This window comes from Veillonella sp. (genome assembly GCF_015058545.1).
Taxonomy (GTDB): Bacteria; Bacillota; Negativicutes; order Veillonellales; family Veillonellaceae; genus Veillonella_A.
Genome location: NZ_SVCB01000041.1, coordinates 25,058 through 49,540, shown reverse-complemented (window position 1 = coordinate 49,540; position 24,483 = coordinate 25,058). Strand labels below are relative to the sequence as shown.

The following is a 24,483-nucleotide window of genomic DNA, read 5'->3' as shown; positions in this document are numbered from 1 at the left end:
CCTATGAATTTGTTTACTCGATATTTTCAGCCATGGCCTGACTACATTTATGAATATACGTCTTGGTGAGCGTCAACAATGTTTCACGTTCCGTTTCGCTTAATTGGCTCATGGCTGTCATTTCACAACTATGAACCTTAGTCATAATTTCCTTAGCTTTAGCCAGGCCTTCGTCAGTCAGATTCACTGTTTTGTTGCGTCGATCCGACGGCAATTCCTCAAGCTGTACCCAACCGTCTTTTAAAAAGGACGTAACAACGGCATTTACCGTTTGTTTTGGTAAAAAGCAACTTTCGGCAATGTCCTTTTGTGTGCAATTGGGATTTTCATAAATCGTCGTCAAAACATCGAGTGCCGTATTGGATAAGCCCATTGATTTGGCGTAGGCTTCATAGGCCACACTCCATTCATGCAGTAAATTGCAATACATGGTAATTTGGTCATTTATTGTTTGTTTCATTAAGCACTCCTAAATGCATTTAAATTTGTTAGATTGTTAAATTCTTAATTTAGTCCCATATGTTAATAGTCCATCAAGGGACTAATATATAATACATCGAACATATTAGAAGTGTCAATGTTTTTTGCATGAAAAAAGCCCACCGAAGTGGGCTTACCGGTTGTACCGGATAGAGTATTTAGTTATGTATAATTGCGAATTCTCCTTTTTTCTTTCGTTTATTCAAAATTTCAATGATTAATAAAATGTACTATTGAACATAAATACGGTATAATTATTATAGCATAATATCGATATAAATTGATATATAAAATGAGTATATATATCAAAATCGGTAAATGATACATGAAGTTGATATAAGATAGTTTCACTTTGAAGCTATGTGGGAGGTTTTATGAAGGCAATTATAGTGGGCGCGACTGGGGCTACGGGGCGCGATTTATTGGAGTTGGTATTGGCCAATCCTATGTTTGATTCCGTTGAGATTTTTGTACGGCGTAATCCGGAAATTATACACGAAAAGTTGATTACCCATATTATAGATTTTGACAATCCGGAATTATGGGCAAAATCCGTAACCGGCGATGTGTTGTTTGCGTGTCTCGGTACGACTCGCAAGGACGCAGGCAGTCAGGAACAGCAGTGGTTAGTAGATTTTTATTATCAGATGGAATTTGCTAAAGCTGCTAAAAAGAATGAAGTACCGCATTATGTGTTGCTCTCTACCGTGATGGCGTCACCGAATTCGCACTTTTTCTACACGCGTATGAAAGGCGAGTTGGAAGAAGCTGTGAAGGGACTTCATTTTTCAAAAACAACGATTATGCGACCACCTGCGTTGGATCGCAAACACACGGATCGGGTAACCGAAACAATCAGTGTAGGGCTTTTAAAATTCTTTAATGACAAGGGATTATTTGAAAACCAAAAGCCCATGCCTACCGATGTCTTGGCGAAAGCTATGATTATGGCCACGAAGATTCAGGACAGCGAATTTGAGATTTGGGAACCGCCGGTTATGTGGAATGCGGGCCTGGCCTATGATGCGGTGGAGCAGGAAGCGTAATAAATAAAGAGTAAAATTAACAGATAAATTAGCCGTGAAAATATCATTGGCATAGATTGTTGCCGGTCCATGTTAAAAAGAGAGTCCGTCTTGATTTGATATTTGTAAATATAAGGCGTACAATAGAGGTAAACGTAGAGATTGATTTGACGTTTGTTTTTGTGTTACATTTTTTCGATTGAAAAGAGGTAATGTGTATGAACGAACAGTTAGCTTTCTTTAAAAAGCCCGAGCCGATTACGGATATCAAGGACGTTAAGCAGTACGATATCGTCGTAGTGGGTGCAGGTTCGCCGGGCGTGCCTTGTGCGTTAAAGGCAGCTGAACTGGGGGCGAAGGTTGCCATTGTGCAAAAATTGAAATCCGCCATGGCAGGCGGTAACTTTGGGGCCGGTGTTTTACTGGACAAGAGTGATCCTTATGATGTGGCGCGCTTAGTAACGCTATTGGAAGCGTCCGCCGATCATCGGGCGAAACGTGGTCTCATTGAAATGTGGGCTAATCATTCAGGGGAAGCCGTAAGCTGGGTGATTGAACAGGCCAAGTTGGCCGGTGCTCAAGTTAAAGACATGGGGACGCCGGTACATGCGGTACTTTTGAAAAAACATGGCTTCAAGATTGAATTTACAACCTGCGTATTCGGGCCAAAACCGTATAATACGGGGCAAGGCATGAAGGCACTTTGTAAATTGGCCGAAGAACGAGGCATCGACATCTATTACGGCACACCGGGTGAACAGCTGGTGCAAGATGAAACGGGTCGTGTTATCGGCGTTATTGCTAAATCGCCGGATGGGTATATTCAGCTGAACGGCTCGAAAGGCGTTGTTTTGGCTACCGGTGACTACGCCAATAATGCTGAAATGATGCATTATTACATGCCGGATATGGATAATTTGAAACGTAAACGCTTTGGATATGACGGCGACGGCCATAAGATGATTGCCTGGGTAGGCGGCCGCATGGAAAATGTGGGCCATACTAAGATGGCTCATGATATGGATGCGGGACTGGCTTCTATGATGGATTCGCCATATTTGCGTGTTAAATTGAATGGTAAGCGCTTTTGCGACGAAGCGTTGGGTATGGACCTTATGAACTGCTACTTGACGAGCAAGGAAGATGAAGGCCATTATTGCCAGATTTTTGACAGTAATTACATTGAACAGGCCAAACGATTGGAGCTTGGCTACGAAGATTTCGAATCCATTAAAAAATGGATGCCGGAAGAAGATGTAGAGCATACCGGTGTTGTACCGGGGCTTATTGCTACTTTTAAAGCGGATACTTTGGAAGAGTTGGCCGCTAAGTTAAAAATTAAAGACGTACCGGCCTTTTTGGCGACCGTTAAACGATATAACGAAATGGCAGCGGACGGACGCGATGTGGAATTCGGCGTGGCCAAAGAAAACTTATGTCCGGTGCTCAAACCACCGTTCTACGGCATTCATCGCCACATTCGTTTCACTGTTTCTTGCTCCGGTATGGTAGTCAATGAACGTATGCAAGTCGTTGATGACGACGATAAACCGATTGAAGGTCTTTACGCGGCAGGCAATTTAGCCGGTCATTTCTATGGCAGCACGGATTATCCGCTGGATGTATTCGGCCTTAACTTGGGCCACAACTACACCCAAGGTTATGTGATTGCTAAAGAGATTATGGGTGAGTTGTAACGACCGAAAAATATAAGCCAAGTGGCTGTTGTTTTGATTCCTAAGGAGGAATGACGTATGAAAGACAAATATGTTTGCACGGTTTGCGGCTATGTGTATGATGAAGCGGCTGAAGGCGTAGCTTTTGCCGATTTGCCTGATGATTGGGAATGCCCTACTTGCGGCGTGCCAAAATCTCAGTTTGAAAAGATGTAAGTTTTAAAACTGTAATTGTTCTTGCCGGGTTAATTGGTAAGATGTCTCCGCTTAGGGCTATGTTAGGATAATTGCCTTGGGTGGTGTGGATTGAAGTTACTCTTATGATTAGTGTGGATTGAAGTATGGTAAAAACCATATTTTACCAGAGAATAGCCCTTGCTTATTTTGAGCGGGGGCTATTTTGCGTTTATAGGAAATAATTTGTATGAATTTGATTTAAAAGCTGCTACAATTATCTTAATAGGTATAATAGCTTTTCGGTCAATTTAACGTCGATTAGAACGTACGGTTTGTTAGACTTTATGGCTGTATCGGTGTCTCATTGAAGTTGAGCTATTGGTCAACTTAGAGGGAGTTTTTTTAAGGAGCTAAATCATGTTTGAAGAGCAAATTGAACGGATTCGTAAGGGGATTGAAACAGCTTTTATTAGTAAACATGAAGTGTCGGACATTATGTATCAACCTCAATTAGTACTTAATAATCCGACAGAGAAGTCGAAGGTAATAGCTACATTGCAATGTGAGTTATACCGTTGTGACAGCTTTAAGTTTAGCGTGGCTTTTATTACTGATAGTGGTATTGAAGGCTTGCTTGGTACTTTAAAAGATCTAGAACAAAAGGGTATTAAGGGACAAATTTTAACATCAGATTATTTATGTTTTATCGAGCCAAAGGCGTTGGCTAAGATTGCACAGCTATCGAATATCGAATTAAAAATTTATCGTACTCAAAGTGATGGTGCTGAAGGATTCCATACGAAGGGATACATTTTTTCTGATGAAGAAGTTTACCATATTATCATTGGCAGTGCTAATTTAACACAGTATGCTTTGTCCGTTAATAAAGAGTGGAATACGAAAGTAGTAACGACTAATCAAGGAGCCTATGCACAAACAATTGTTGGCGAATTCGAGGAAATGTGGAATAGTCCGGCCAGTCAATCGTATGATGATTGTATTGTTGAATATACTCAAGAATATGAGGCAAAAAAGAGGCAATTACAATTACAGAGACAACAGGCTTCTATACAAAGTACTTTATCATCATATGTACCTAAATTAAAACCAAATACAATGCAGGTAGCATTTATGGATTCGTTGGATAATTTAGTCAAAGATGGTAAGAAAAAGGCGTTGTTAATTTCTGCTACCGGTACGGGTAAAACCTATGCTTCGGCATTTGGCGTACAGAGATTACAGCCTAAACGAATTTTGTTTATTGTTCATCGCGAACAAATCCTCAAGCAAGCAATGGACACGTATGAAAAAGTTTTCGGTACTAAAGCTCATACTATGGGGATTTTATCGGGAAACACGACTGATGCATCCATAAAAGATTGCGACTTTATTTTCGCAACTATACAGACCATTTCTAGAGACCATACTCTGAATAGTTTTTCAAAAAATGCTTTTGATGTTGTCATTATCGACGAAGCCCATAGAACTGGTGGCGCGACGTATCAGAAGGTTATGAATTATTTTAAGCCTAAGTATTTATATTTAGGGATGACCGCTACACCGGAACGGTCGGATAACTTTAATGTTTATGAGTTATTTGATTATAATATTGCTTACGAAATACGCTTACAACATGCATTAGAGGATAGACTTTTATGCCCGTTTCATTATTTTGGTATTGCTGATTTAAAAGTTGATGATGAAAGTGTAAAGACGCAAGACTTTAGTCGGCTCATAAGCAACAATCGTGTAGAACACGTAATGGACTATGCCAAATATTATGGCCATAGTGGCGACAGAATTAAAGGCCTCATATTTTGCTCAACTGTAAAAGAGGCTGAGAAATTATCAGAGGCATTTAATAAAAAAGGTTGGCGTACATTGGCTTTGTCTGGGGCTAATACGCAGCAAGAACGAGAAGAAGCTATTAAACGTCTTTGTGATGATAATGTGCCGGAGTCTGAACGCCTCGATTATATTTTGACGGTTGATATTTTTAATGAAGGTGTTGATATTCCGGACATTAATCAAGTTATAATGCTTCGTCCAACGGAATCACCTATTATTTTCGTGCAGCAATTAGGTCGTGGTCTGCGTAAGGCTAATAATAAAGAGTATGTGGTAGTATTGGACTTTATTGGTAACTATAATAATAACTTTATGATTCCGGTAGCTCTGTCAGGAGATCGAACCTATAATAAGGACAACATGCGTCGTTATGTAAGCGAGGGTACGAGCGAGATTCCAGGGTGCTCTACTATTCACTTTGATGCGATTACGAAGGAAAGAATTTATAAGGCTGTTGATACGGCTCGACTTAGTGTAACGAAGTTCCTTAGAGACAAATATTTTGAGTTAAAAAATAAATTAGGCAAAATTCCGGCTCTCGATGATTTTGATAAATTCGGTGGTATTGATGTATCCATGATTATTAATAAATTTGGATCGTATCATGAATTTTTAAAGAAATATGATGATACCTATACAATTAATCTAACTGAGGATGAAGAAGCATTTTTGAAAATTTTGTCGCAAAAATATATGCCGGGAAAACGCATCCATGAATTGCTACTCTTGAACACAATTGTTAATAGTGATGCCATTAAATGGAGTGATTTTGTAAATACACTTGAGACAACGTATAACTTAGATAATTCCAAGTCTTTGCATGATAGCGTATTTAATGTGTTATCCGGTAATTTTTACACTGGTTTTGCGGCTAAGCTTTACAAAGACCATCCGTTTATTATCGAAAATAATGGCATGATTGAGAAGTCGCCAATATTTGCTAAAGCACTAGATAAAAAGGAATTTAAGGCAATTATAAAAGAACATATTGAGTATGGTATTTGTAATTATAAAAAAGTGTTTGGTCAATTATTTAAACATAGACCATTTCAGTTATATGCTAAATATACCTACGAAGACGTATGTCGTTTATTAGAATGGCCTGAAAATGTTGTAGCACAAAATATGGGTGGTTATAAATATGATGCTCATACGAATACGATGCCGGTTTTCATTAATTATGAAAAAGAAGAAGGTATTGCCGATACAATTAATTACGAGGACCGATTTGTACATCAACGACATCTAATTGGTTTATCTAAATCAAATAGAACAGTGGCTTCGCAAGATGTAATTCGGTTGTCGAATAGCAATAAAGATAATGTTGTAATTGATTTATTTGTGCGTAAAAATAAGGATGATGAAGGATCTAAAGAATTCTATTATTTAGGAACTATGCAATCTAATGGTGTTACAGAATCTGTTAAGATGAAATCTGATACAGGAAGTGATGTAAATGCTGTTGAAATCCACTATATTTTGGATCAGCCGGTTCGTGAAGATATTTATGATTACATTACAACGTGAGATGTTAATTGAGGATAGGAGAAGTAATGAAGCAAATTGAAGTAGTCGCAGCAATTATCCGACATGATGATACGTTTTTGGCGACTCAACGTGGATATGGCGAATTTAAAGATGGTTGGGAATTTCCCGGAGGTAAAATAGAACCCGGTGAAGAGCCTAAGGAAGCGTTGAAACGTGAGATTAAAGAGGAATTAGCTGTCGATATTGAAATTCAAGACTTTCTGTGTACGGTGAAATATCAGTACGATACATTCCATCTTACGATGCATTGCTATATCTGCGAGCTAGTGGACTCTAAAATTACGTTGTTGGAACATGAGGCGGCTAAGTGGTTAACAATTGATGCGTTAGATAGTGTTGATTGGCTACCGGCTGATGTTGAAGTTGTTGAAAAACTGAAAGTTTGGGCTAAATAATTAGTTGTGCTGTAACAAGAGGTGAGGATTTTTCTTTGCCTCTTTTTGCGTTGGTTTTATCTATATTCGTTTTACTTTTATAGCAGTTGACTCGCACCAATAGTGGATTCTTGACTATTGGTGTATTTTAATTTACTTATCGTAGTTAAACTTATATAATAAAGATCAAAACGCAATAGACGTTGCAATATTTTAGTAGATTTAATTTGTGATATATAAGGAGGCAATTGGAACGATGAAACCTTTTTTGAAATGGGTTGGCGGCAAAAATCAGTTGCTCCCTTACATAGAGGAATACTATCCATTTGAAGATAAAAATATAAATAAATATGCGGAACCTTTTATTGGTGGCGGCGCAGTGTTATTTGATATATTAAGTAAATATGACTTAGATGCTGTGTACATTAGCGACATCAACAAGAGTTTGATCAATACATATAAAAGCATTCAACAGCATGTTGATGATGTTATAGCACGACTAGTATCTTATCAAGAAAAGTTTTGGCCTATAGAACAAGAGGGCAGAAAAGAGATTTTTTATAAAAATCGAGACAGATATAATGAATTATTGGGTTTGGACTTTTTAGCTAATATTAATACTGAGCCTCTTACTGATAAGCATATAGAGTTAGCCTCGCTCTTTATTTTTTTGAACCGTACATGCTTTAATGGTTTGTATCGGGTTAATCGAAATGGTTTTTATAATGTACCAATGGGGGCTTATAAGAAACCTTTAATTTGTGATGCGGAGAATTTAGTTGAGGTAGCTAAAGCCTTAGCTAAAGTGCATATTGTTTGTGATAGTTATAAAGCTGTAGATGATTTTTCAGATAAGCAGACTTTTGTCTATATTGATCCGCCGTATCGGCCTCTTTCGGAAACAGCTAATTTTACGTCATACAGCGAATATGAATTTAATGATGATTCGCAACGAGAGTTGGGTGCATTTGCACATCACTTAGATGATAAGGGCGTTCGTGTGTTATTAAGTAACTCAGATCCCAAAAATACGAATCCGGACGATGAGTTTTTTGACGAAATTTATAAGGGTTTTAATATTGAAAGAATTTTTGCTAACCGAGCTATAAATAGCAAAGGCTCTAAACGTGGGAAGATTACGGAGTTGCTGATTAGTAATTAATAATTTTAAAAGAAAAGTTAAATTAGGGATATTCTTAATGGCTATTTGCTGTTAATTTTTTAGTGTTTATTGTATTAGGAATAGTGTATAGGGAGGAAAGTGTTATGAAACGTGATTTTACTAATTGGCTAGCAGAATTTAAGGACAGTATTGCTAATTATCAGTACTACATAAATTTTGAAAAAATTTATGGTAATATTGATAAAATTAAGGTTGAACTAAATATTTTAAACTCTCTAATTGGCTCAAAAAATATCGAGTCTGAGTTTGAAGGTCTAGTAGCTAAATACCCGGAAGTTCTAAAATGTATCCCGCTTCTATTGGCTGTTAGAGCAAACGAAATCTATGCAATAGATGATGATGGGGAATTTTTATTCAATTTTAAAAAAATGAACTACTCAGCTGATGCGTATAAAATGTTCATGAGAAAAACGGGCTTGTTTGATTTAATGGCTAATCATATTATCAGTAATCTCATTGATTATGCAACCGGCGTAGAAACCGGCTTAGACTCAAACGGGCGTAAAAATCGTGGTGGACATTTGATGGAGGATTTAGTAGAATCATATATTAAAAAAGCTGGTTTTGAGCGTAATATAAGCTACTTCAAGGAAATGTATATTCGTGATATCACTCGAAATTGGGGAATTGATTTATCTGCTATTTCTGATAGAGGGCGAAGTGAAAAGCGATTTGATTTTGTTATAAAGACCGAGGCTATGGTATATGGTATTGAAACTAATTTCTATGCCGGTGGTGGTAGTAAGTTGAATGAAACAGCTCGTAGCTATAAGACCTTGGCGATGGAGTCGAATACGATTGATGGATTTTCTTTTGTTTGGTTTACTGACGGTAAAGGCTGGAACAGTGCCAGACATAATTTAGAAGAAACTTTTGACATAATGGACCATATTTATAATATAAAAGATTTGGAAAATGATATTATTTCAAAAGTTATAAAATGAGGAAGTGTATTTGTAAGTTATGGCTGTAAAGAAAATTAAAAAATGGGAACCTGAAGATTTTGAATTGGAGATGACAACCCATTGGTCTTTTCCAAAAAGGGGGGATTGGGCTACCCACGATGCGAAGTGGCGTGGCAATTGGTCACCATATATTCCGAGAAATATTTTGTTGAGATACTCTCAACCCGGTGATTTAGTATTGGATCAATTTGCCGGTGGGGGCACAACTTTAGTTGAAGCTAAGTTATTAAATCGTAATATTATTGGGGTTGATTGTAATGATGTAGCGTTAGCACGTTGTGAAGAAAAAATAGATTTTGAACATGATGGCGCTGATGGTAAAGTTGTGGTGCGTAAAGGCGATGCCAGAAATCTTGATTTTGTTGCGGATGAAAGTATTGATTTGATTTGTACGCATCCTCCATACGCTAATATTATTAAGTATAGCGATGGTATTCCGGAAGATTTATCACAACTTAAAATTAAAGATTTTTTAGAAGCAATGAAACCGGTTGCCAATGAATGTTACCGCGTTTTAAAGAAAGATAAGTTTTGTGCAATCCTCATGGGAGATACGCGACAAAAAGGCTGTATGCAGCCTATGTCGTTTGACGTTATGAAAATATTCCAAGACGCTGGCTTTACTTTAAAAGAATTAATCATTAAAGAACAACATAATTGTAGGGCGACGGGGTATTGGAAAACAAATAGCGTAAAATATAATTTCTTATTGATTGCCCATGAATATTTGTTCGTATTTAGAAAATAATAGAAATTATATGTAAAAGAGTAATAAATGTGTAGCCTATTATCATGTATGAATTATGTGTTAATAGGCTACGTTCATTCTTGATATATGTGCTAATACGTATTATAATAAGTGTAAGGTAAAGGGGAATAAAAGGTTGGTGAGTGTGTTTGACTACACCAAAAGAGTTAATGCGGGTTTTAGTAAAAGATGGATGGTACATTGATCGAGTTAGGGGCTCTCATCATATATTAAAACATCCAACAAAAAATGGGCGTGTAACTGTAGCATTACATAAAGAAGATTTAAAACCTAAAACATTGCAAACAATATTAAAACAAGCAGGACTTAAGTGATAGATTGATATAAATTACTCGAGTTAAAATTATATTATTGTTTAAACATAAAGGAGGCGTAAGATGAGAAAAGAAATGTACCCAGCCATATTTAGCTCCGATGGCCAAGGTGGATATACAGTAATCTTCCCTGATTTATTAGGCTGTGTAACTGAAGGTAATACATTGACAGAAGCGGTTGAAATGGCTGAGGATGCATTAGGCCTTTACTTATATTCTTTGAGTGAGGATGGCGAAGCATTTCCTCAACCAACGAATCCTGTTGATATCGAGACTGAAAAAGGTGAGTTTATAGATTTAGTTAAATGGGATGAAGAAGAATATTTGAGGAAAACAGATAACAGGGCTGTTAAGAAAACTCTCACTATCCCGAGCTGGTTAAATCATAAAGCTGAAGAAAAGCAACTTAATTTCTCTCAAATATTACAGCGTGCACTAAAGCAAGAGTTGGATTTAATATAATGATTTAATATTTTAATAATCTAATCTTCGTTTATCTGAGAGCCCCCTCGAAATTGTCGAGCGGGCTCTCTTTTGTTATACTTATATTGGTTTAATTTGATATACATAATCAATAAATATATTCAAAGATTCATTTTAAAGGAGTATTTCATGTCTGCCACGACTACACTATATATGCGACTTAAAGGCTTTGCCAACGGGGCGATAGATCTTCTATCAGCCCTGTTTTTACCGATAATTGCCTTACTGGTTTCGACCGGTATTTTAAAAGGCATTTTTATTTTGCTCACGGTTAATCACCTGGTACCGGAAGGTTCGAGTACCTATGTGATTCTAAATGCCATGAGCGATGCGTTTTTCTATTTTATACCGGTGTTCTTGGCCTATACGGCGGCGAAGCGGTTTAAAACGGATCCATTTACGGCGATGCTACTGGCCTGTGTGTTGGTGTATCCGGAGGTAACGCAGCTCATGAAAGCGCCGGGCGCCGGCGGTATGGAGTCGGTAGAGGCGTTAGTGCAAAGTTTGGCAGCCACAATGGGGCAAGGCGGAGACGGCGGTGCGGTGGCAACGATGTTCGGCAATTCCGGTGGGGCCGGCAGTTGGCAAGGCCCAGATTTATTCGGTTGGCCCGTGGGGCAGGTTATGTATCCTTCGTCGGTTATTCCGATTTTGTTGGCCGTTTACTGCTTACAATATGTAGAGCGCTTGGGGTAAAAACTATTCCCTGAAGCGGTGCGTGGGCTGTTTACACCGCCCCTTTGCATTATTGTGATGACACCGTTCACCTTGGTGATTTTAGGACCGATTGGTACCTGGCTTGGTGCTTTGTTGGGTGTTGGTTATGAAGTGGTGTACGGGCTCAGTCCTTTAGTGGCGGGCCTTATTGTGGGTACGGTACAACCGTTTATTGGTATGTTGGGACTCCAATGGGGGTTTTTCCCCATTGCCATTAACAACGTGGCAGTCTACGGTTTTGATACCTTAATGCCGCTATTTGGTACGGCCATGTTTGCTCAGGCGGGGGCTGCCTTGGCGGTAGCGTTACGCAGTAAAAATAAAGTGTTTAAGACGGAAGCCTTTTCAGCCGGCGTAATTGCCTTATTAGGCGTAACAGAACCGGCTGTATTTGGTGTTACGTTGCGTTTGAAACGACCTATGGTTTGTGCTTGTATTGCCGGCGGTTTAGGCGGTGCCCTAGCGGGATTCTTTAAGGTAAGTGCAGCGGCTTTTGCCATTCCCGCAATTACAACGCTCCCGGTATTTATGGGACCGTCCTTTATGTGGTATTTGACGGCTTTGGGAATCGCCTTTGGCTTAAGTTTTGTACTGACGTTGGTAGTTGGTTTTCACGATATTGCGAGTACGGAAAGTTCAGAAGTTAATATATAAAGAGTAAAGAATAAATGATTTTAAAATTCAATGGGCGTAGGATTTAGCCGGGTTAGAAGGTGTTTTTACCCACACTTTTTGTCCACCTAAGAAATGAAATTTTAACTATATAAACCAAAAAAGACTTATCTCTGATACACCGTTTTATAATGATGCGGAATCAGAGATAAGTCTTTTTGTTAGCCCTTAAGAGCTGTTTTTAATATTAGTACAATGTTTTTTTCAAAAAATCGTATTAGTACCAGATGTAACGAATTAATACGATGATGGCCAACGGATACATAATCCAGTGTACTTCTTTAGTACGGCCGGCAACGATTTTAAGAAGTGGGTACATGATAAGGCCGGCGGATACGCCATTAGCGATGCTGTAAGTGAAAGGCATCAAAGCGATAACCATGAAAGCCGGGAAGGCTTCAGTCCAATCGGAGAAGTCGATGTCTCGAATCGGTTCCATCATCAAGGCACCAACCAAGATTAAGATTGGGGCTGTCGCACAGTTAGGTACGAGGGTGATTAGCGGCGCGAAGAGTAACGCCAAGAGGAACAAGATACCGCAAGTAACGGCGGTTAAACCGGTACGACCACCGGCACCGACACCGGCCGCACTTTCTACGAAAGCGGTAATGGTGCTGGCCCCTAAAAGGGCACCGAAGCTTACGCCGACGGCATCAACGGTCATGGCTTTACCAAGGCCAGGGAATTTACCTTCTTTAGGATTAGCGATACCTGCTTTGGTAGCTGTCCCGATTAAGGTACCCATGGAGTCGAATAATTCAACAAAGGTGAAGGAGAAGATAATGGTTACGAGGCCCATGCTCATGGCGCTGCCGATATCTAATTGGAAGAAAGCGGCTTTGCTAAAATCAGGCACGGCGATAATGGAGAAGTTTTCAGGGAGCTGAGCATTACCGGTAGCATATGCTAAGATACTGGTAACAACGGCGCCGATAATGAAGGAGCCTTGTACGTTGCGTGCCATCAAGAGGGCTGTGAAAACAAGTCCGAAGAGGGCTAAGGCTACTTGCGGATCCAAGAGGTTACCTAAGGTCAAGATGGTTTCGGAAGAGCCCGGTGTGGAATGACCTTTAGTGGCGATGACTTGGGCCAGGCTGTCCGGCGACAAGGATAAGGTAATGGCCATGAGACCGGATAATTTCAAACCGATAATGGTGATGAAAAGGCCGATACCGACGGTAATGGCGATTTTCATGGATGCCGGAATACCTTCAACGATGTGTTGACGTACCGTGGTGAGGGTTAAGATTAAGAAAACGATACCGGAAATAAATACGGCCCCCAATGCGGTTTGCCAAGCGACGCCCATACCGAGTACAACGGTAAAGGTATAGAAGGCGAGTAGGCCTACGCCCGGTGCCAAACAAATCGGATAGTTAACGATGAGCCCCATGGCAATTGTAATGATGCCGCCGCCTAAGGCTGTGGCGATGAGGACTGCGTCTTTATCCATGCCGGCGATGCTGAGTAGATTCGGCGCCAAGAAAAGAATATACGCCATGGTGATAAAGGTGGTTAAGCCGGCGATAATTTCACCTTTCACCGTTGTCTTACGCTCACTGAGCGCAAACAGTTTTTCTAACATATAATGACCTCCTATATATGTGAATTATAAATTCACCCCTATTGTATCATGGTAAATCAGAAAAGTAGAGAGGTAAATAGAGAAAATTAGAATGGTAAAGAGGCCAATAAAGAAATTTGGTAGGGTAAACCGGAAAAATAATAAGGGCGGGTGCGAAAAGTATCGATAATTTTAATTCCCCTCTTTGATAGGGGATAAATCTTGTGATATAATGAATTTAGTAATTCCTACTGTGAAAGAGGTATATGAACTATGAAAATTTCAACTAAGGGTCGTTATGCTTTACGCGTATTAGTTGACCTTGCAGAACATGGTACTAAGAAGAACGTGTCTATCCGCGAAATTGCGGAACGTCAGCGTATTTCCGATAAATATTTAGAAGGCATTGTAGCACGCTTGAGTGCGGCCGGTTATGTAAAAAGTGTACGTGGTAAATACGGCGGTTATCGCTTGTCGATGGAGCCGAAAGATTACACGGTTTATGATATTTTGCGTGCTGCGGAAGATTCGATTGCTCTTGTAGCTTGCTTGGAAGATGAAGTAAATCAGTGTCCACGCAGCAAAACTTGCATGACCTTGCCTTTATGGGAACATATGCAGGCTCAGTTTAAAGAGTATATGGAAAAATTAACCTTACAAGATGTGTTGGACAAAAAGTTTGACGTATCTGATGAGTCGGATGATGAAGAGGCTCACTCGGCCGAAGGCCAAACTGCTGATGCGGCAGCCACTGACGACACTTCCGCTGACGTAACCGGTAAGAGTACACCGGCTTAGTAAAAGCAGCCCACATAATGAGACTGTGGTAAAAACAGCCAAGATAATGAGACTGTAGTAAAAAGTAAATAGCGATAAAGTATACGAAGAATAACTGTTAAAGTTATAAAACACCTTTAAGTGGTACAATCTGCATTTACTTTTTAGGGGAAAAGTGTGGGCTGATGCCGGAAGGTGTTTTTCTTTTTGACGCGGGTCGTTACAATGGGGGGATGAGCCATTTAGATTTTGCGTAACGTTTATTTTTTAGACGAGGCACTCACCTTGACAGGGGTAGTCGCATTGTATAGAATTATATTGTGAACTAATTAATTGAGATAAGGAGAAAAACCTTGATAGATACAAATATAGAGGAACTGGCTCTAAAGAATCAGTTATGTTTTCCCTTGTACGCCTGTGCGAAGGAGATTGTCAGAGCTTATCAGCCGTTATTGGAACCTTTAAATTTAACATATACGCAATATATTGTGATGATGGTTTTGTGGGAACACAGCCATTTGAATGTAAAGTCCCTGGGCGAGTATTTATATCTCGATTCGGGAACACTTACGCCATTACTGCGTAAAATGGAAGCCAAAGGCTTTTTAACACGGACGCGCTCCAAAGAAGATGAACGAACCGTCATTATTTCCATTACGGATGAAGGCCGCGAATTGCAACAGCGGGTAGCCCATGTGCCGAAGGCGATGGCTGAGGTGGTAAACCTGACGGATGAAGAATTCACCACCATGTATAAACTGTTGTACAAATTGATTGCGCAGCTAACCGGACGGGAACAAAAAGTATAATTGTAGCTATTTAGTGTGAGCTCCTTTAGTATGATCAAGGAGCTTTGCTTTGTTTGAATAAAAGTATAAGTATATGACAACAAATGTTGCCTTAAAACTGTGAAATTTTAAAACTGTGAAATGAATTGCCGAAGGGCAATTTTTGAAGAAAGAAGGAATCATATGGCAGATGCGAGAGGCGGAATGCGCAACGTATGGCTGTTAACCGGTTGTATGACGGGTTTATCCATATGTTATACGATGTTGATACCGTTTTTGCCGGTATATTTGTTGGAATTGGGTGTGGGCCACGATAGCGTGGCTATTTGGTCCGGCGTTGTCTTTTCCATTACGTTTTTTGTAGCCGGCGTCATGGCTCCGATTTGGGGGCGCATGGCGGACACGAAGGGTAAGAAGCTCATGGCCATTCGTGCCGGTATTTTAATTGGTATTTCTTATATTTTAACGGGTTTTGTGCAAGATGCGTGGCAATTGTTTGCGACCCGTGCGTTGATGGGCTTTGCCAACGGCTTTATGCCGGCGGCCATGACCATGGTCTCCCTTAGTGTGCCGAAAGAAAAAACGGGCACGGCCTTGGGGATTTTTCAGACCGGTTTAATCGTAGGTAATGTTATCGGGCCGCTTCTCGGTGGTTTGATTGAAGCGGTTGTGGGCATGAGGCCCGTATTTTTCATTGCCGGTGGCGTTTTATTCGTGGCCAGTGCGGTGGTATTCTTCTTTGTAAAAGAACCGCATATGGGCGATGCGCAGCCGGTGGAAACGACTTCGTTCCGCGAAGATTGGAATTTTGTTAAGGGCCGTAAAGTATTGACGGATTTATTATGGTTGTATTTCATTATGCAGGCCGCTATCTTAATGTTGCAGCCTATTTTGGCGCTTTATGTAGGGCAGTTGCAAGGGACGATGGAAGGGGCCGCTCTCTTGGCCGGTACAATCTTGAGTGTCGGCGGTTTGGCCGGTGCGGTAACAACTAATATTTGGGCCGCTTTCGGGCAGCGTAAGGGTTATTTTAAAGCAGTATTTTACGCCCTTTGCGGTACCGGTATATTCTTGTTTTTACAAAGTATGCCATTCGGCATTACCTGGTTTGGCAGCTTGCAGATTTTAGTAGGATGTTTCATCGTAGGGGTTAACCCGTTGTTGAGTGCGGCGTTAGCTCATTATACAGAACCGGCGTTCCGCGGCCGCGTATTCGGTATGGCTACGACGGCGAACCAGTTCGGTTGTATGGTGGGACCACTCTTTGCGAGTGGTGTAACCACATTCTTTGGCATTCAGTATGTATTCTTGGTAACCGGCGTGCTCTTGATGTTCGTGGCGTACCAAGTGTATCAACGCCGTGTTAAAGCGGCCGATGCTTTCTAATATAGGCACGCACTGTATTTTGAGTTAGGCAGGACCAACTGAAATCGTTGCAATACGTTAAAGAGTTTAATGCATTTTATATATCGATTTATTTCGTTTTATGCTTTTACAGCGTATTGATTTAATGGTATAGTGTTATCAATATGATGTAATATGATGTTAAATCAGAGCATTATATGAGATGAGAGACAAAAGAGAGTTAAAAGAGAAAGTGAGGTCAATTTATGGCTATTCAAAGTGTTTATGCAGATAAACGAACAATTTATGTGGCAGGTGGCTGCTTCTGGGGTGTAGAAGCGTATTTTAAACGTGTAGCCGGCATTTTGGGGACTGCCGTAGGTTATGCGAACGGTAAAACGGAAAACCCGACGTATGAAGAGGTATGTCATAATGATACGGGCCATGCGGAAACGGTGCGCCTCGAGTATGATCGCCACATTATTTCCTTGGAAGAAATTTTACTACATTTGCTCAGAATTATAGATCCTTATTCTGTGAATAAGCAGGGCGGCGACGTAGGTACGCAGTATCGTACGGGCATTTATTACACCGATGAAGCAGATAAAGCTCGTGTGGAACGCCTGTTTAAAGCGGTGGATCCGGAAGGAAAATTTGCCGTTGAAGTGTTGCCGCTGGAACAATTCTTTGATGCGGAACTCTATCATCAGGATTATTTGGATAAAAAACCTAATGGCTATTGCCATGTGGCGTTATATAAAGCGGACGAACCATTGGTGGATTTGCCGGCTTATGTGAAGGAAGATAAGGACGCCTTAAGAAATCGTATCGGTGATGATGCGTACGCCATTACCCAGGAAAGTGCGACGGAACATCCGTTTACCGGTGAATATGACGACTTTTTTGAAAAAGGCATTTATGTAGATATTGTAACGGGGGAACCGCTCTTTATATCCTCCGCTAAATTTAACTCCGGTTGCGGTTGGCCGGCATTCTCGCGGCCTATTACGGCAAATTCGGTAGTATATAAAGAAGATCTTTCGATTCCGGGCCGTCCGCGCGTCGAAGTGCGCAGTGCTCATGGGGATTCCCACTTGGGCCATGTTTTCACAGATGGCAAAGAAGATTTGGGCGGTCTTCGTTACTGTATTAACAGTAAATCCTTGCGCTTTATTAAGGCCGAAGATATGGCCAAAGAAGGCTATGGTGCTTGGTTGCCATTGTTGGATGAAGAAGTATAAATTTTAATACGAAATAAGGTTTTGGTCGTAATTAGCGACATAATATAAAAGCTGGTACAGTCGGTATAGTCTGCTGTGCCGGCTTTTTGCATGTTGAAATTAAGTATTTTAAAATTTTACAAAGAAAATACTTGTAATTATTATAATTACATCTTATAATAGAGTCATACGATGAAAGTGAATGTAATTCCCATTCAGCTGGAAATTTTTGATGGCATAGATGTTTGGGAATAGTACTTCAGATATGATTAGTTTTCCGTTATCCCCTTAAGAACGCATTGACGGAACGTATCCGATTGTGAATTTGGGGCTGTAAGAAAGGGAGTTTTACTATGAGTGAAACAATTAATACGTCTAAAATGCCGGTGCTGTTTATCGGTCACGGTTCACCTATGAATTTAATTGAAGATAATCCTTGGACAAAGGAATGGGAAGCACTGGCGAATCTTACCCCGCGTCCAAAAGCTATTTTAATGATTTCGGCACATTGGTATACGGCCGGCAGTTTTGTACAAGTGGATGAAAAACCGGCTATGATTTATGATATGTATGGTTTCCCTGATCCGATTTATCAATTGCAGTATCCTGCAGAAACCTCCAAAGCTTTAATCGAACGTATACAGGAACGTTTGGGTGCTCAGGTGGCTATGAAAGAAGACCGCGGTTATGATCATGGGGCCTATGCACTGCTTTTGAAAATGTATCCTGATGCAAAGATTCCGGTAGTGCAGTTATCGGTTAACTATAAAGCTGATGCCCGTGAATGGTTTGCTATGGGGCAGGCGTTATCCGTTTTGCGCGATGAAGGTGTCTTGATTTTAGGCAGTGGCGACATTGCGCATAATTTGCGTTTAATCAACCCGAATATGGGTAATAAAGGCTTCCCCGAAGCGGAAGCGTTCGAGGAAGCCTTACTTGCTAAGATAAATCCTGAAAAGGAAAATGATTTAGTTGGCGCCTTAAAATGGGAAGCCCTTGAAGGGGCTCGCGTAGCCGCTGAATCACCGGATCACTTGGCGCCGTTCTACTACTGCCTTGGTGCTGTATTAGGTGAAGGCGATGTAAAAGAGCTTACCTTGCCGCCGGTTGATATTCATACCCATGATTATGTATGGGGCAGTTTAAGCATGACCAGCTTGGCTTGGGGGCTGAAGTAATTAATGCGCCGCAGTACGCTGATTTAAGGATTGCAATGCATTTACGATAGGAACTTCCGCTGCTGATAAGATGACAATCATAATGAAGTCGGCCGGAATGTCGAAGGCAAAGGCTACCCAGAAGATATCGCTCAATGGTACACTCTGGTTCAAATACCAGGCTAGAATGGCGATTTTGTAGGATAAGCCGAATATATAGGTTATAACGATGCCTATGGTGTTAAGTGCGAAATAGCCTTTGAGCGTGTGAATTTTATAACGCTGTTTTAATTCGGCCAAAACACCGGCGGTAATGATGAAGCCAATGAGATAGCCGAAGCTTGGGCGTACGATGTACCCGAGACCACCGCCGCCGGCGAAGATAGGAATGCCGATAAGACCCATTAGTACATAGGTGGCAACGGAGCCCCAAGCGTAACGGGGCGGCAAAATGACCGCGGCTAAGAGCACAAAGGTAAACTGCAACGTATAATAATCAAAATAAGGCAATGGAATCTGGATGCGTGCGCCTACCGTCAACAAGGCAATCATTAAAGCGGCGCGAAATAATAAACGTGTTTTCATTTGAAAAACCTCCTCTACTATACCTGTTCTAAGTATACTAGGGGAGGTTTATTTTATCAACCTATACTTTTGATAGGGTTTACAATACACGATCTTACATCATGGCATGTCTTGAATTATGATACATATTTCATCATAGATATGAAACGCAGGTTGTGGAGATGGTTACAGCCTGCGTTTCACGTCTTTTGTTTACATAATGGTTGCCATGATGGCTTTTTGCATGTGCAGACGATTTTCCGCTTCGTCAAAAATAACATTAGCCTGTGCTTCGAATACTTCGTCGGTGATTTCTTCTTCCCGATGAGCCGGCAAGCAGTGCATTACAATTGGATTTGAATTAGCTGTGCTAAGGACTTGGCTGTTAACTTGGAAGCCTTTAAAAATCTGCAGCCGTTCTTCGTATTCCGATTCCTGGCCCATGCTGGCATAGACGTCGGTGTAGAAAATATCGGCGTTTTTAGCAGCAGCCATCGGATCGTTTAAGATTTCGATAGAGCCGCCCGATTGTTTGGCATCCGCTTCGGCTTTGGCAATAATGTCTGGATTCGGTTCATACCCTTTAGGTCCGGCAAAGGCAAAGTTAAGGCCTAATTTAGCACAGGCGAACATGAGGGAGTGGGCCATATTGTTACCGTCACCGATAAAGGTGAGTTTTTTACCTTTTAAATCTTTCCCTTTGTATTCGATGGCCGTCATCATATCCGCCATGGCTTGGCATGGATGGAGTAAGTCGGTAAGGGCATTGATGACCGGCACACTGGCATATTCGGCCAGTTCGAGTACCGTATCATGAGCAAAGGTACGAATCATGATGCCATCCACATAGCGAGAGAGAACGCGAGCTGTATCTTTGATGGGTTCGCCGCGGCCGATTTGTAAATCGCGACCGGATAAGAAAAGTCCCTGTCCGCCCAGTTGGTAAATGCCGGTTTCAAAAGAAACACGGGTACGGGTGGAGGCTTTTTCAAAAATCATGCCCAAGGTTTTGCCTTGTAAATAGGGATGAGGAATGCCTGCTTTTTGTTTTTGTTTTAAATCGGCAGCCAAGTCGAGCAGCTGCCAAACTTCTTCCGTGGAGAGGTCGTGGATGGAAATAAAATCGTCACCTTTTTTCATAATAGGCTCCTTTCTATAATTAGGACGGCTTACGGCGATCGGAATGCTGCGATAGCATTATTCTATCGTGCAGGCATTTCAAATCATAAGTCGGATTATATAAGCTAGAACTAGTCGACGTAATCCGGTAATACTTCGTTTAATGTGGCTATTAAAGTATCTACGTCTTCTTTAGTAATAATGAGTGGCGGTACAAAGCGCAAGACATTGCCGGCGGTGCAATTGATGATGAGGCCTTTGGCAAGGCAATCGTTAACAATATCGCGGCCCGGTTTCGTGAGCTCCATGCCAACTAGGAGACCTTTGCCACGCACTTCCGTAATGAGTGTCGGAAATGCTTGTTGCAAAGTTTTTAGTTGAGCAATTAAATAGTCGCCGACGGTGGCTGCATTAGCCATTAGATTTTCCGCTTTTATGGCGGTAAGTACGGCATTGGCGGCCGCACAGGCTAAGGGATTGCCACCGAAGGTAGAGCCGTGATCGCCAGCATGAAAGGTATTGGCTAGCTTTTTGGTACTTAAAAAAGCGCCGATAGGCACCCCGCCGGCCAGGCCCTTGGCGAGTGTTACGATATCCGGCTGGATACCGAAGTGTTCGTAGCCGAAGAATTTACCTGTTCTGCCCATACCGGCTTGAATTTCATCGATAATGAGCAAGGCGTCATGTTGCTCACAAAGGGCTTTTACTTCTTTTAGATAGTTTGCATCGGGAACATGGACGCCCCCTTCGCCTTGAATGGCTTCCAGCATGACGGCACAGGTTTTGTCGTTAATTTTTGCCTTGATAGCGTCGATGTCGCCGAAGGGAACGTAGTCAAAACCACCCGGCAAGGGGCCAAAGCCTTGATGATATTTTTCTTGGCCCGTGGCGGTCAAGGTAGCCAAGGTACGACCGTGAAAACTGTGTAAGGCGGTGATGATTTGTACTTTTTCCGGGTCTTTGGCGGTGGCGTATTTACGGGCTAATTTAATAGCTCCTTCGTTAGCTTCCGCCCCGGAATTGGCAAAGAAGACTTTATCCATACCGCTTAAAGCTTTGAGTTTGGCCGCTGCTTCAGCTTGCACTTCCGTGTAGTATAAATTGGAGCAGTGAATCATTTTAGCGGCTTGTGTAGCGATAGCATCAACTAATGGTGGATAGTTATGACCGACTACGTTAACGGCGATGCCGGCGAGATAATCTAAATAGGCTTTACCGTTAGTGTCGTATAAATAAGCGCCGTCGCCGTGGTCGAGGACGATGTCGTACCGGGCAAAGACGGGAAAATAGTCTTGTTTATCGTGATTAATAATATCCGTTGTATTCATGGGGAACCTCCTTAGTCATGGATTAATTGCGGCACGCTCGGAAGCACTGCCAAAGGTGGGGGGGCTGCTAAAGGTGGGGTTCTGCCGAATGTGGGGTGATTCGGTTAATTTAAATGATCTCTGTGCCGATCCCTTTGTTGGTAAATAGTTCGAGCAATAAGGCATGCGGTTCGCGACCGTCGATGATGGTAACACGTTTGGTGCCGCATTCAAGGGCATGTAGAACGGCTTCCACTTTAGGAATCATACCACCTTGGATGGTGCCGTCTTCAATCATGGCGACAGCGTCAGCTTTAAAGATGCTGGATAAGAAGCTCTTCGGGTCATCAAGGGAGGTATAAATCCCTTTCGTATTGGTGAGCATGAGTAGTTTTTCCGCTTGTAAGGCACCGGCTACTTCAGCCGCCACATAATCGGCGTTAATGTTATAGGTCGTTTCGCCTTTACCCACCCCAATCGGGGAGATGACCGGTACATAGCCTTTATCTAAGAGGTCGTTAATAATCTCAGTGTTTACTTTCGTTACTTCACCGACAAAACCGATATCTACGTGATTGATTTGGCCACCCGCTTCGTGGACTTCGGCTAATTTTTTATGGGCCATCAGTAGGTTGGCATCTTTCCCGGAAAGGCCGATGGCGGGGATGCCTAAGGTGTTGAGACGGCTTACGATTTCAGCGTTAATTTTACCGCCTAATACCATTTCGGCAATAGTTACCGTTTCTGCGTCGGTGACGCGCAGACCGTTTACAAATTGGCTGGTTTTACCCACTTTTTCTAAAAATGCGGTTATATCCGGCCCGCCGCCGTGGACGATGACCGGTTTAATACCGATGCACTTCATAAGGGCGATGTCTTGCATTACTTTGTTCTTTAATTCTTCGCTAATCATGGCATTGCCACCGTATTTGATGACCATGGTTTTGCCGGCGAATTTTTGGATGTATGGCAGTGCTTCAATGAGTATGGATGCTTTGCCGGCAGCACTGATGGTGGTGTGCGCAGCTACTTCGTCAGGCGTGTTGACGGTAGCAATATTGAAGGCGTTTAATTCGTTAATCATAGGAGGCTCCTTTCCGATAGGTTCGATGGCTTGGTAGTTTGCGTTTGGTTGATACGTTACGCTGATGTGATTAGGTTGGTAACGCGGTTATAGTTGTATCAGGTGTGATATTCACCGTTGATTTTAACATAGTCATAGGTGAGGTCACAGGTCCAAACAGTGGCGTTCGCATCGCCTTCGTTGAGCTCAACGGTGACCGTAATATCGTGTTCGTTCATGATTTGTTTGAGCGTTGCTTCATTATACACAGCGCCCATGCCGTTTTTAAAAATGGTAACACCGCCGATTTTTAAAACTGTAGTGGCCGGATTCATTGGTACGCCTGCATAGCCGGCGGCACAGATGAGCCGACCCCAGTTAGGATCTTCGCCGAAGAAGGCGGTTTTTACGAGTGGCGAATTGGCAATGGACATGCCCACTGTTTTGGCACTTTCAAAATCGGTTGCCCCTTTAATATCAATGGTGATAAATTTGCTGGCCCCTTCGCCGTCAGCGGCGATTTGCTTAGCCAAGGATACGGTGATAGCCATGAGGGCTTCTTGGAAAAGTTCGAAATCTTCGTTTTCTTCGGTAATCGGTTTGTTGCCCGCAGCCCCATTGGCGAGGACGATGGCCATATCATTGGTGCTCATGTCGCCGTCCACGGAAATCATATTGAAGGATTTATCGACACAGGCGTGTAAGGCTTTTTGCAAAAGCGTCGGCGTAATGGCGATATCGGTGGTGATGTAGCAAAGCATGGTTGCCATGTTAGGCCGAATCATGCCGGAGCCTTTAGCGATGGCGCCCATGTGAATGGTTTGGCCGTCGATGGTGAAATGGGTTGAGGCCGTTTTGGAGTATGTGTCGGTTGTTAAAATGGCTTTGCCGGCCAGTTCACTGCCATCCTCGGATAAGGAGTCTACGAGGTTTGGAATGGCTTTTACGATGTCGTGGATAGGTAATTGTTGACCAATGATACCGGTAGAGCCCACGATGATGTCGGTAGGATCGCAAGCTAAGGCTTGGGCTGTGTGATACGCCATGGTATGCGCATCTTTTAAGCCTTGCGGACCGGTGCAGGCATTGGCGCAACCGGAGTTGGAAATGATGGCGTGCGCCGTGCCGGTAGCAACCGTTTCTTTTGATACATAGACCGGCGCGGCGGCCACTTTATTCTGGGTGAAAGTGCCGGCTACAGCCGCTTTTTGTTTAGTATAGATAAGGGCTAAATCGTGTTTGCCGCTTTTCTTGAGACCTGCTTGGATGCCGATGGCTTCAAAGCCTTTGGCGTAGGTAACGCCGTGAGATTGTGTATCTAAAGTTATTGTTTGTTTCATGGTAGAACC

22 protein-coding genes and 1 pseudogene are annotated in these 24,483 nt (G+C 41.9%); 16 read left to right on the top strand and 7 right to left on the bottom strand.

Features of this window, described 5'->3' with window-relative positions:
* Positions 1-13 precede the first annotated feature (13 nt).
* Entirely contained in the window at positions 14-460 is a 447-nt protein-coding gene (locus E7204_RS02630; protein WP_295181282.1) for a MarR family transcriptional regulator, read from the bottom strand.
* Between the two features lie 394 nt (positions 461-854).
* Between E7204_RS02630 and E7204_RS02625 the strand changes: the two genes are divergently transcribed.
* From E7204_RS02625 to E7204_RS02575, 11 genes and pseudogenes are all read left to right on the top strand, one after another.
* Entirely contained in the window at positions 855-1,526 is a 672-nt protein-coding gene (locus E7204_RS02625) for an NAD(P)H-binding protein (protein ID WP_295181280.1), read from the top strand.
* A gap of 197 nt (positions 1,527-1,723) precedes the next feature.
* The gene (locus E7204_RS02620) at positions 1,724-3,202 is read left to right on the top strand and encodes an FAD-dependent oxidoreductase (RefSeq protein ID WP_295181278.1); all 1,479 of its coding nucleotides are present in this window, start codon (positions 1,724-1,726) and stop codon (positions 3,200-3,202) included.
* A gap of 57 nt (positions 3,203-3,259) precedes the next feature.
* Positions 3,260-3,397, top strand: coding sequence for a rubredoxin (locus E7204_RS02615; RefSeq protein WP_021840286.1), 138 nt, complete (start codon positions 3,260-3,262; stop codon positions 3,395-3,397).
* Positions 3,398-3,775: 378 nt separating this feature from the next.
* Positions 3,776-6,733 carry a DUF3427 domain-containing protein gene (locus E7204_RS02610; protein ID WP_295181275.1) on the top strand — a complete coding sequence of 986 codons (2,958 nt, stop codon included), beginning with the start codon at positions 3,776-3,778 and terminating at the stop codon, positions 6,731-6,733.
* 26 nt (positions 6,734-6,759) lie between these two features.
* Positions 6,760-7,149 (top strand): (deoxy)nucleoside triphosphate pyrophosphohydrolase, encoded by a 390-nt coding sequence (locus E7204_RS02605; RefSeq protein ID WP_295181273.1) that lies wholly within the window; start codon positions 6,760-6,762, stop codon positions 7,147-7,149.
* Between the two features lie 235 nt (positions 7,150-7,384).
* Positions 7,385-8,290: a DNA adenine methylase gene (locus E7204_RS02600; protein ID WP_295181271.1), complete on the top strand. Its 906-nt coding sequence runs from the start codon at positions 7,385-7,387 to the stop codon at positions 8,288-8,290.
* A gap of 104 nt (positions 8,291-8,394) precedes the next feature.
* Positions 8,395-9,255 carry a type II restriction endonuclease gene (locus E7204_RS02595; RefSeq protein WP_295181269.1) on the top strand — a complete coding sequence of 287 codons (861 nt, stop codon included), beginning with the start codon at positions 8,395-8,397 and terminating at the stop codon, positions 9,253-9,255.
* A 19-nt stretch (positions 9,256-9,274) separates the two neighbouring features.
* Positions 9,275-10,024, top strand: a complete 750-nt coding sequence (locus E7204_RS02590) for a DNA methyltransferase (RefSeq protein ID WP_295181267.1) — start codon at positions 9,275-9,277, stop codon at positions 10,022-10,024.
* A 149-nt stretch (positions 10,025-10,173) separates the two neighbouring features.
* Positions 10,174-10,359, top strand: a complete 186-nt coding sequence (locus E7204_RS02585) for a type II toxin-antitoxin system HicA family toxin (protein WP_295181265.1) — start codon at positions 10,174-10,176, stop codon at positions 10,357-10,359.
* Positions 10,360-10,422: 63 nt separating this feature from the next.
* Positions 10,423-10,821 (top strand): type II toxin-antitoxin system HicB family antitoxin, encoded by a 399-nt coding sequence (locus tag E7204_RS02580; RefSeq protein ID WP_295181263.1) that lies wholly within the window; start codon positions 10,423-10,425, stop codon positions 10,819-10,821.
* 150 nt (positions 10,822-10,971) lie between these two features.
* Positions 10,972-12,213, top strand: a pseudogene (locus tag E7204_RS02575) (PTS transporter subunit EIIC).
* Between the two features lie 235 nt (positions 12,214-12,448).
* Here E7204_RS02575 and E7204_RS02570 read toward each other — a convergent pair.
* Entirely contained in the window at positions 12,449-13,816 is a 1,368-nt protein-coding gene (locus E7204_RS02570) for an NCS2 family permease (protein WP_006555944.1), read from the bottom strand.
* Between the two features lie 252 nt (positions 13,817-14,068).
* On the opposite strand from E7204_RS02570, the gene E7204_RS02565 reads away from it, so the two are divergent.
* The 5 genes from E7204_RS02565 (at position 14,069) to ygiD (ending at position 19,102) form a co-directional block, all read left to right on the top strand.
* Entirely contained in the window at positions 14,069-14,593 is a 525-nt protein-coding gene (locus E7204_RS02565; protein ID WP_295181260.1) for an Rrf2 family transcriptional regulator, read from the top strand.
* 332 nt (positions 14,594-14,925) lie between these two features.
* Positions 14,926-15,381, top strand: coding sequence for a MarR family transcriptional regulator (locus E7204_RS02560; RefSeq protein ID WP_295181258.1), 456 nt, complete (start codon positions 14,926-14,928; stop codon positions 15,379-15,381).
* 162 nt (positions 15,382-15,543) lie between these two features.
* Complete coding sequence (locus E7204_RS02555) at positions 15,544-16,746, top strand: MFS transporter (RefSeq protein ID WP_021840367.1); 1,203 nt, start codon at positions 15,544-15,546, stop codon at positions 16,744-16,746.
* A gap of 224 nt (positions 16,747-16,970) precedes the next feature.
* Positions 16,971-17,945: a peptide-methionine (S)-S-oxide reductase MsrA gene (gene msrA / locus E7204_RS02550; RefSeq protein ID WP_295181255.1), complete on the top strand. Its 975-nt coding sequence runs from the start codon at positions 16,971-16,973 to the stop codon at positions 17,943-17,945.
* A gap of 332 nt (positions 17,946-18,277) precedes the next feature.
* Positions 18,278-19,102: a 4,5-DOPA dioxygenase extradiol gene (gene ygiD / locus E7204_RS02545; RefSeq protein WP_295181253.1), complete on the top strand. Its 825-nt coding sequence runs from the start codon at positions 18,278-18,280 to the stop codon at positions 19,100-19,102.
* On the opposite strand, the gene E7204_RS02540 is transcribed toward ygiD, so the two are convergent.
* From E7204_RS02540 to argJ, 5 genes are all read right to left on the bottom strand, one after another.
* The gene (locus E7204_RS02540) at positions 19,103-19,666 is read right to left on the bottom strand and encodes a biotin transporter BioY (RefSeq protein ID WP_295181251.1); all 564 of its coding nucleotides are present in this window, start codon (positions 19,664-19,666) and stop codon (positions 19,103-19,105) included.
* Between the two features lie 192 nt (positions 19,667-19,858).
* The gene (argF, locus tag E7204_RS02535; RefSeq protein ID WP_295181249.1) at positions 19,859-20,785 is read right to left on the bottom strand and encodes an ornithine carbamoyltransferase; all 927 of its coding nucleotides are present in this window, start codon (positions 20,783-20,785) and stop codon (positions 19,859-19,861) included.
* A gap of 110 nt (positions 20,786-20,895) precedes the next feature.
* On the bottom strand, positions 20,896-22,092 hold the full coding sequence (locus tag E7204_RS02530; RefSeq protein WP_295181247.1) for an acetylornithine transaminase: 1,197 nt from the start codon (positions 22,090-22,092) through the stop codon (positions 20,896-20,898).
* Between the two features lie 109 nt (positions 22,093-22,201).
* The gene (gene argB, locus E7204_RS02525; RefSeq protein WP_295181245.1) at positions 22,202-23,155 is read right to left on the bottom strand and encodes an acetylglutamate kinase; all 954 of its coding nucleotides are present in this window, start codon (positions 23,153-23,155) and stop codon (positions 22,202-22,204) included.
* A 98-nt stretch (positions 23,156-23,253) separates the two neighbouring features.
* Complete coding sequence (argJ, locus tag E7204_RS02520) at positions 23,254-24,474, bottom strand: bifunctional glutamate N-acetyltransferase/amino-acid acetyltransferase ArgJ (protein WP_295181243.1); 1,221 nt, start codon at positions 24,472-24,474, stop codon at positions 23,254-23,256.
* Positions 24,475-24,483: the final 9 nt, after the last annotated feature.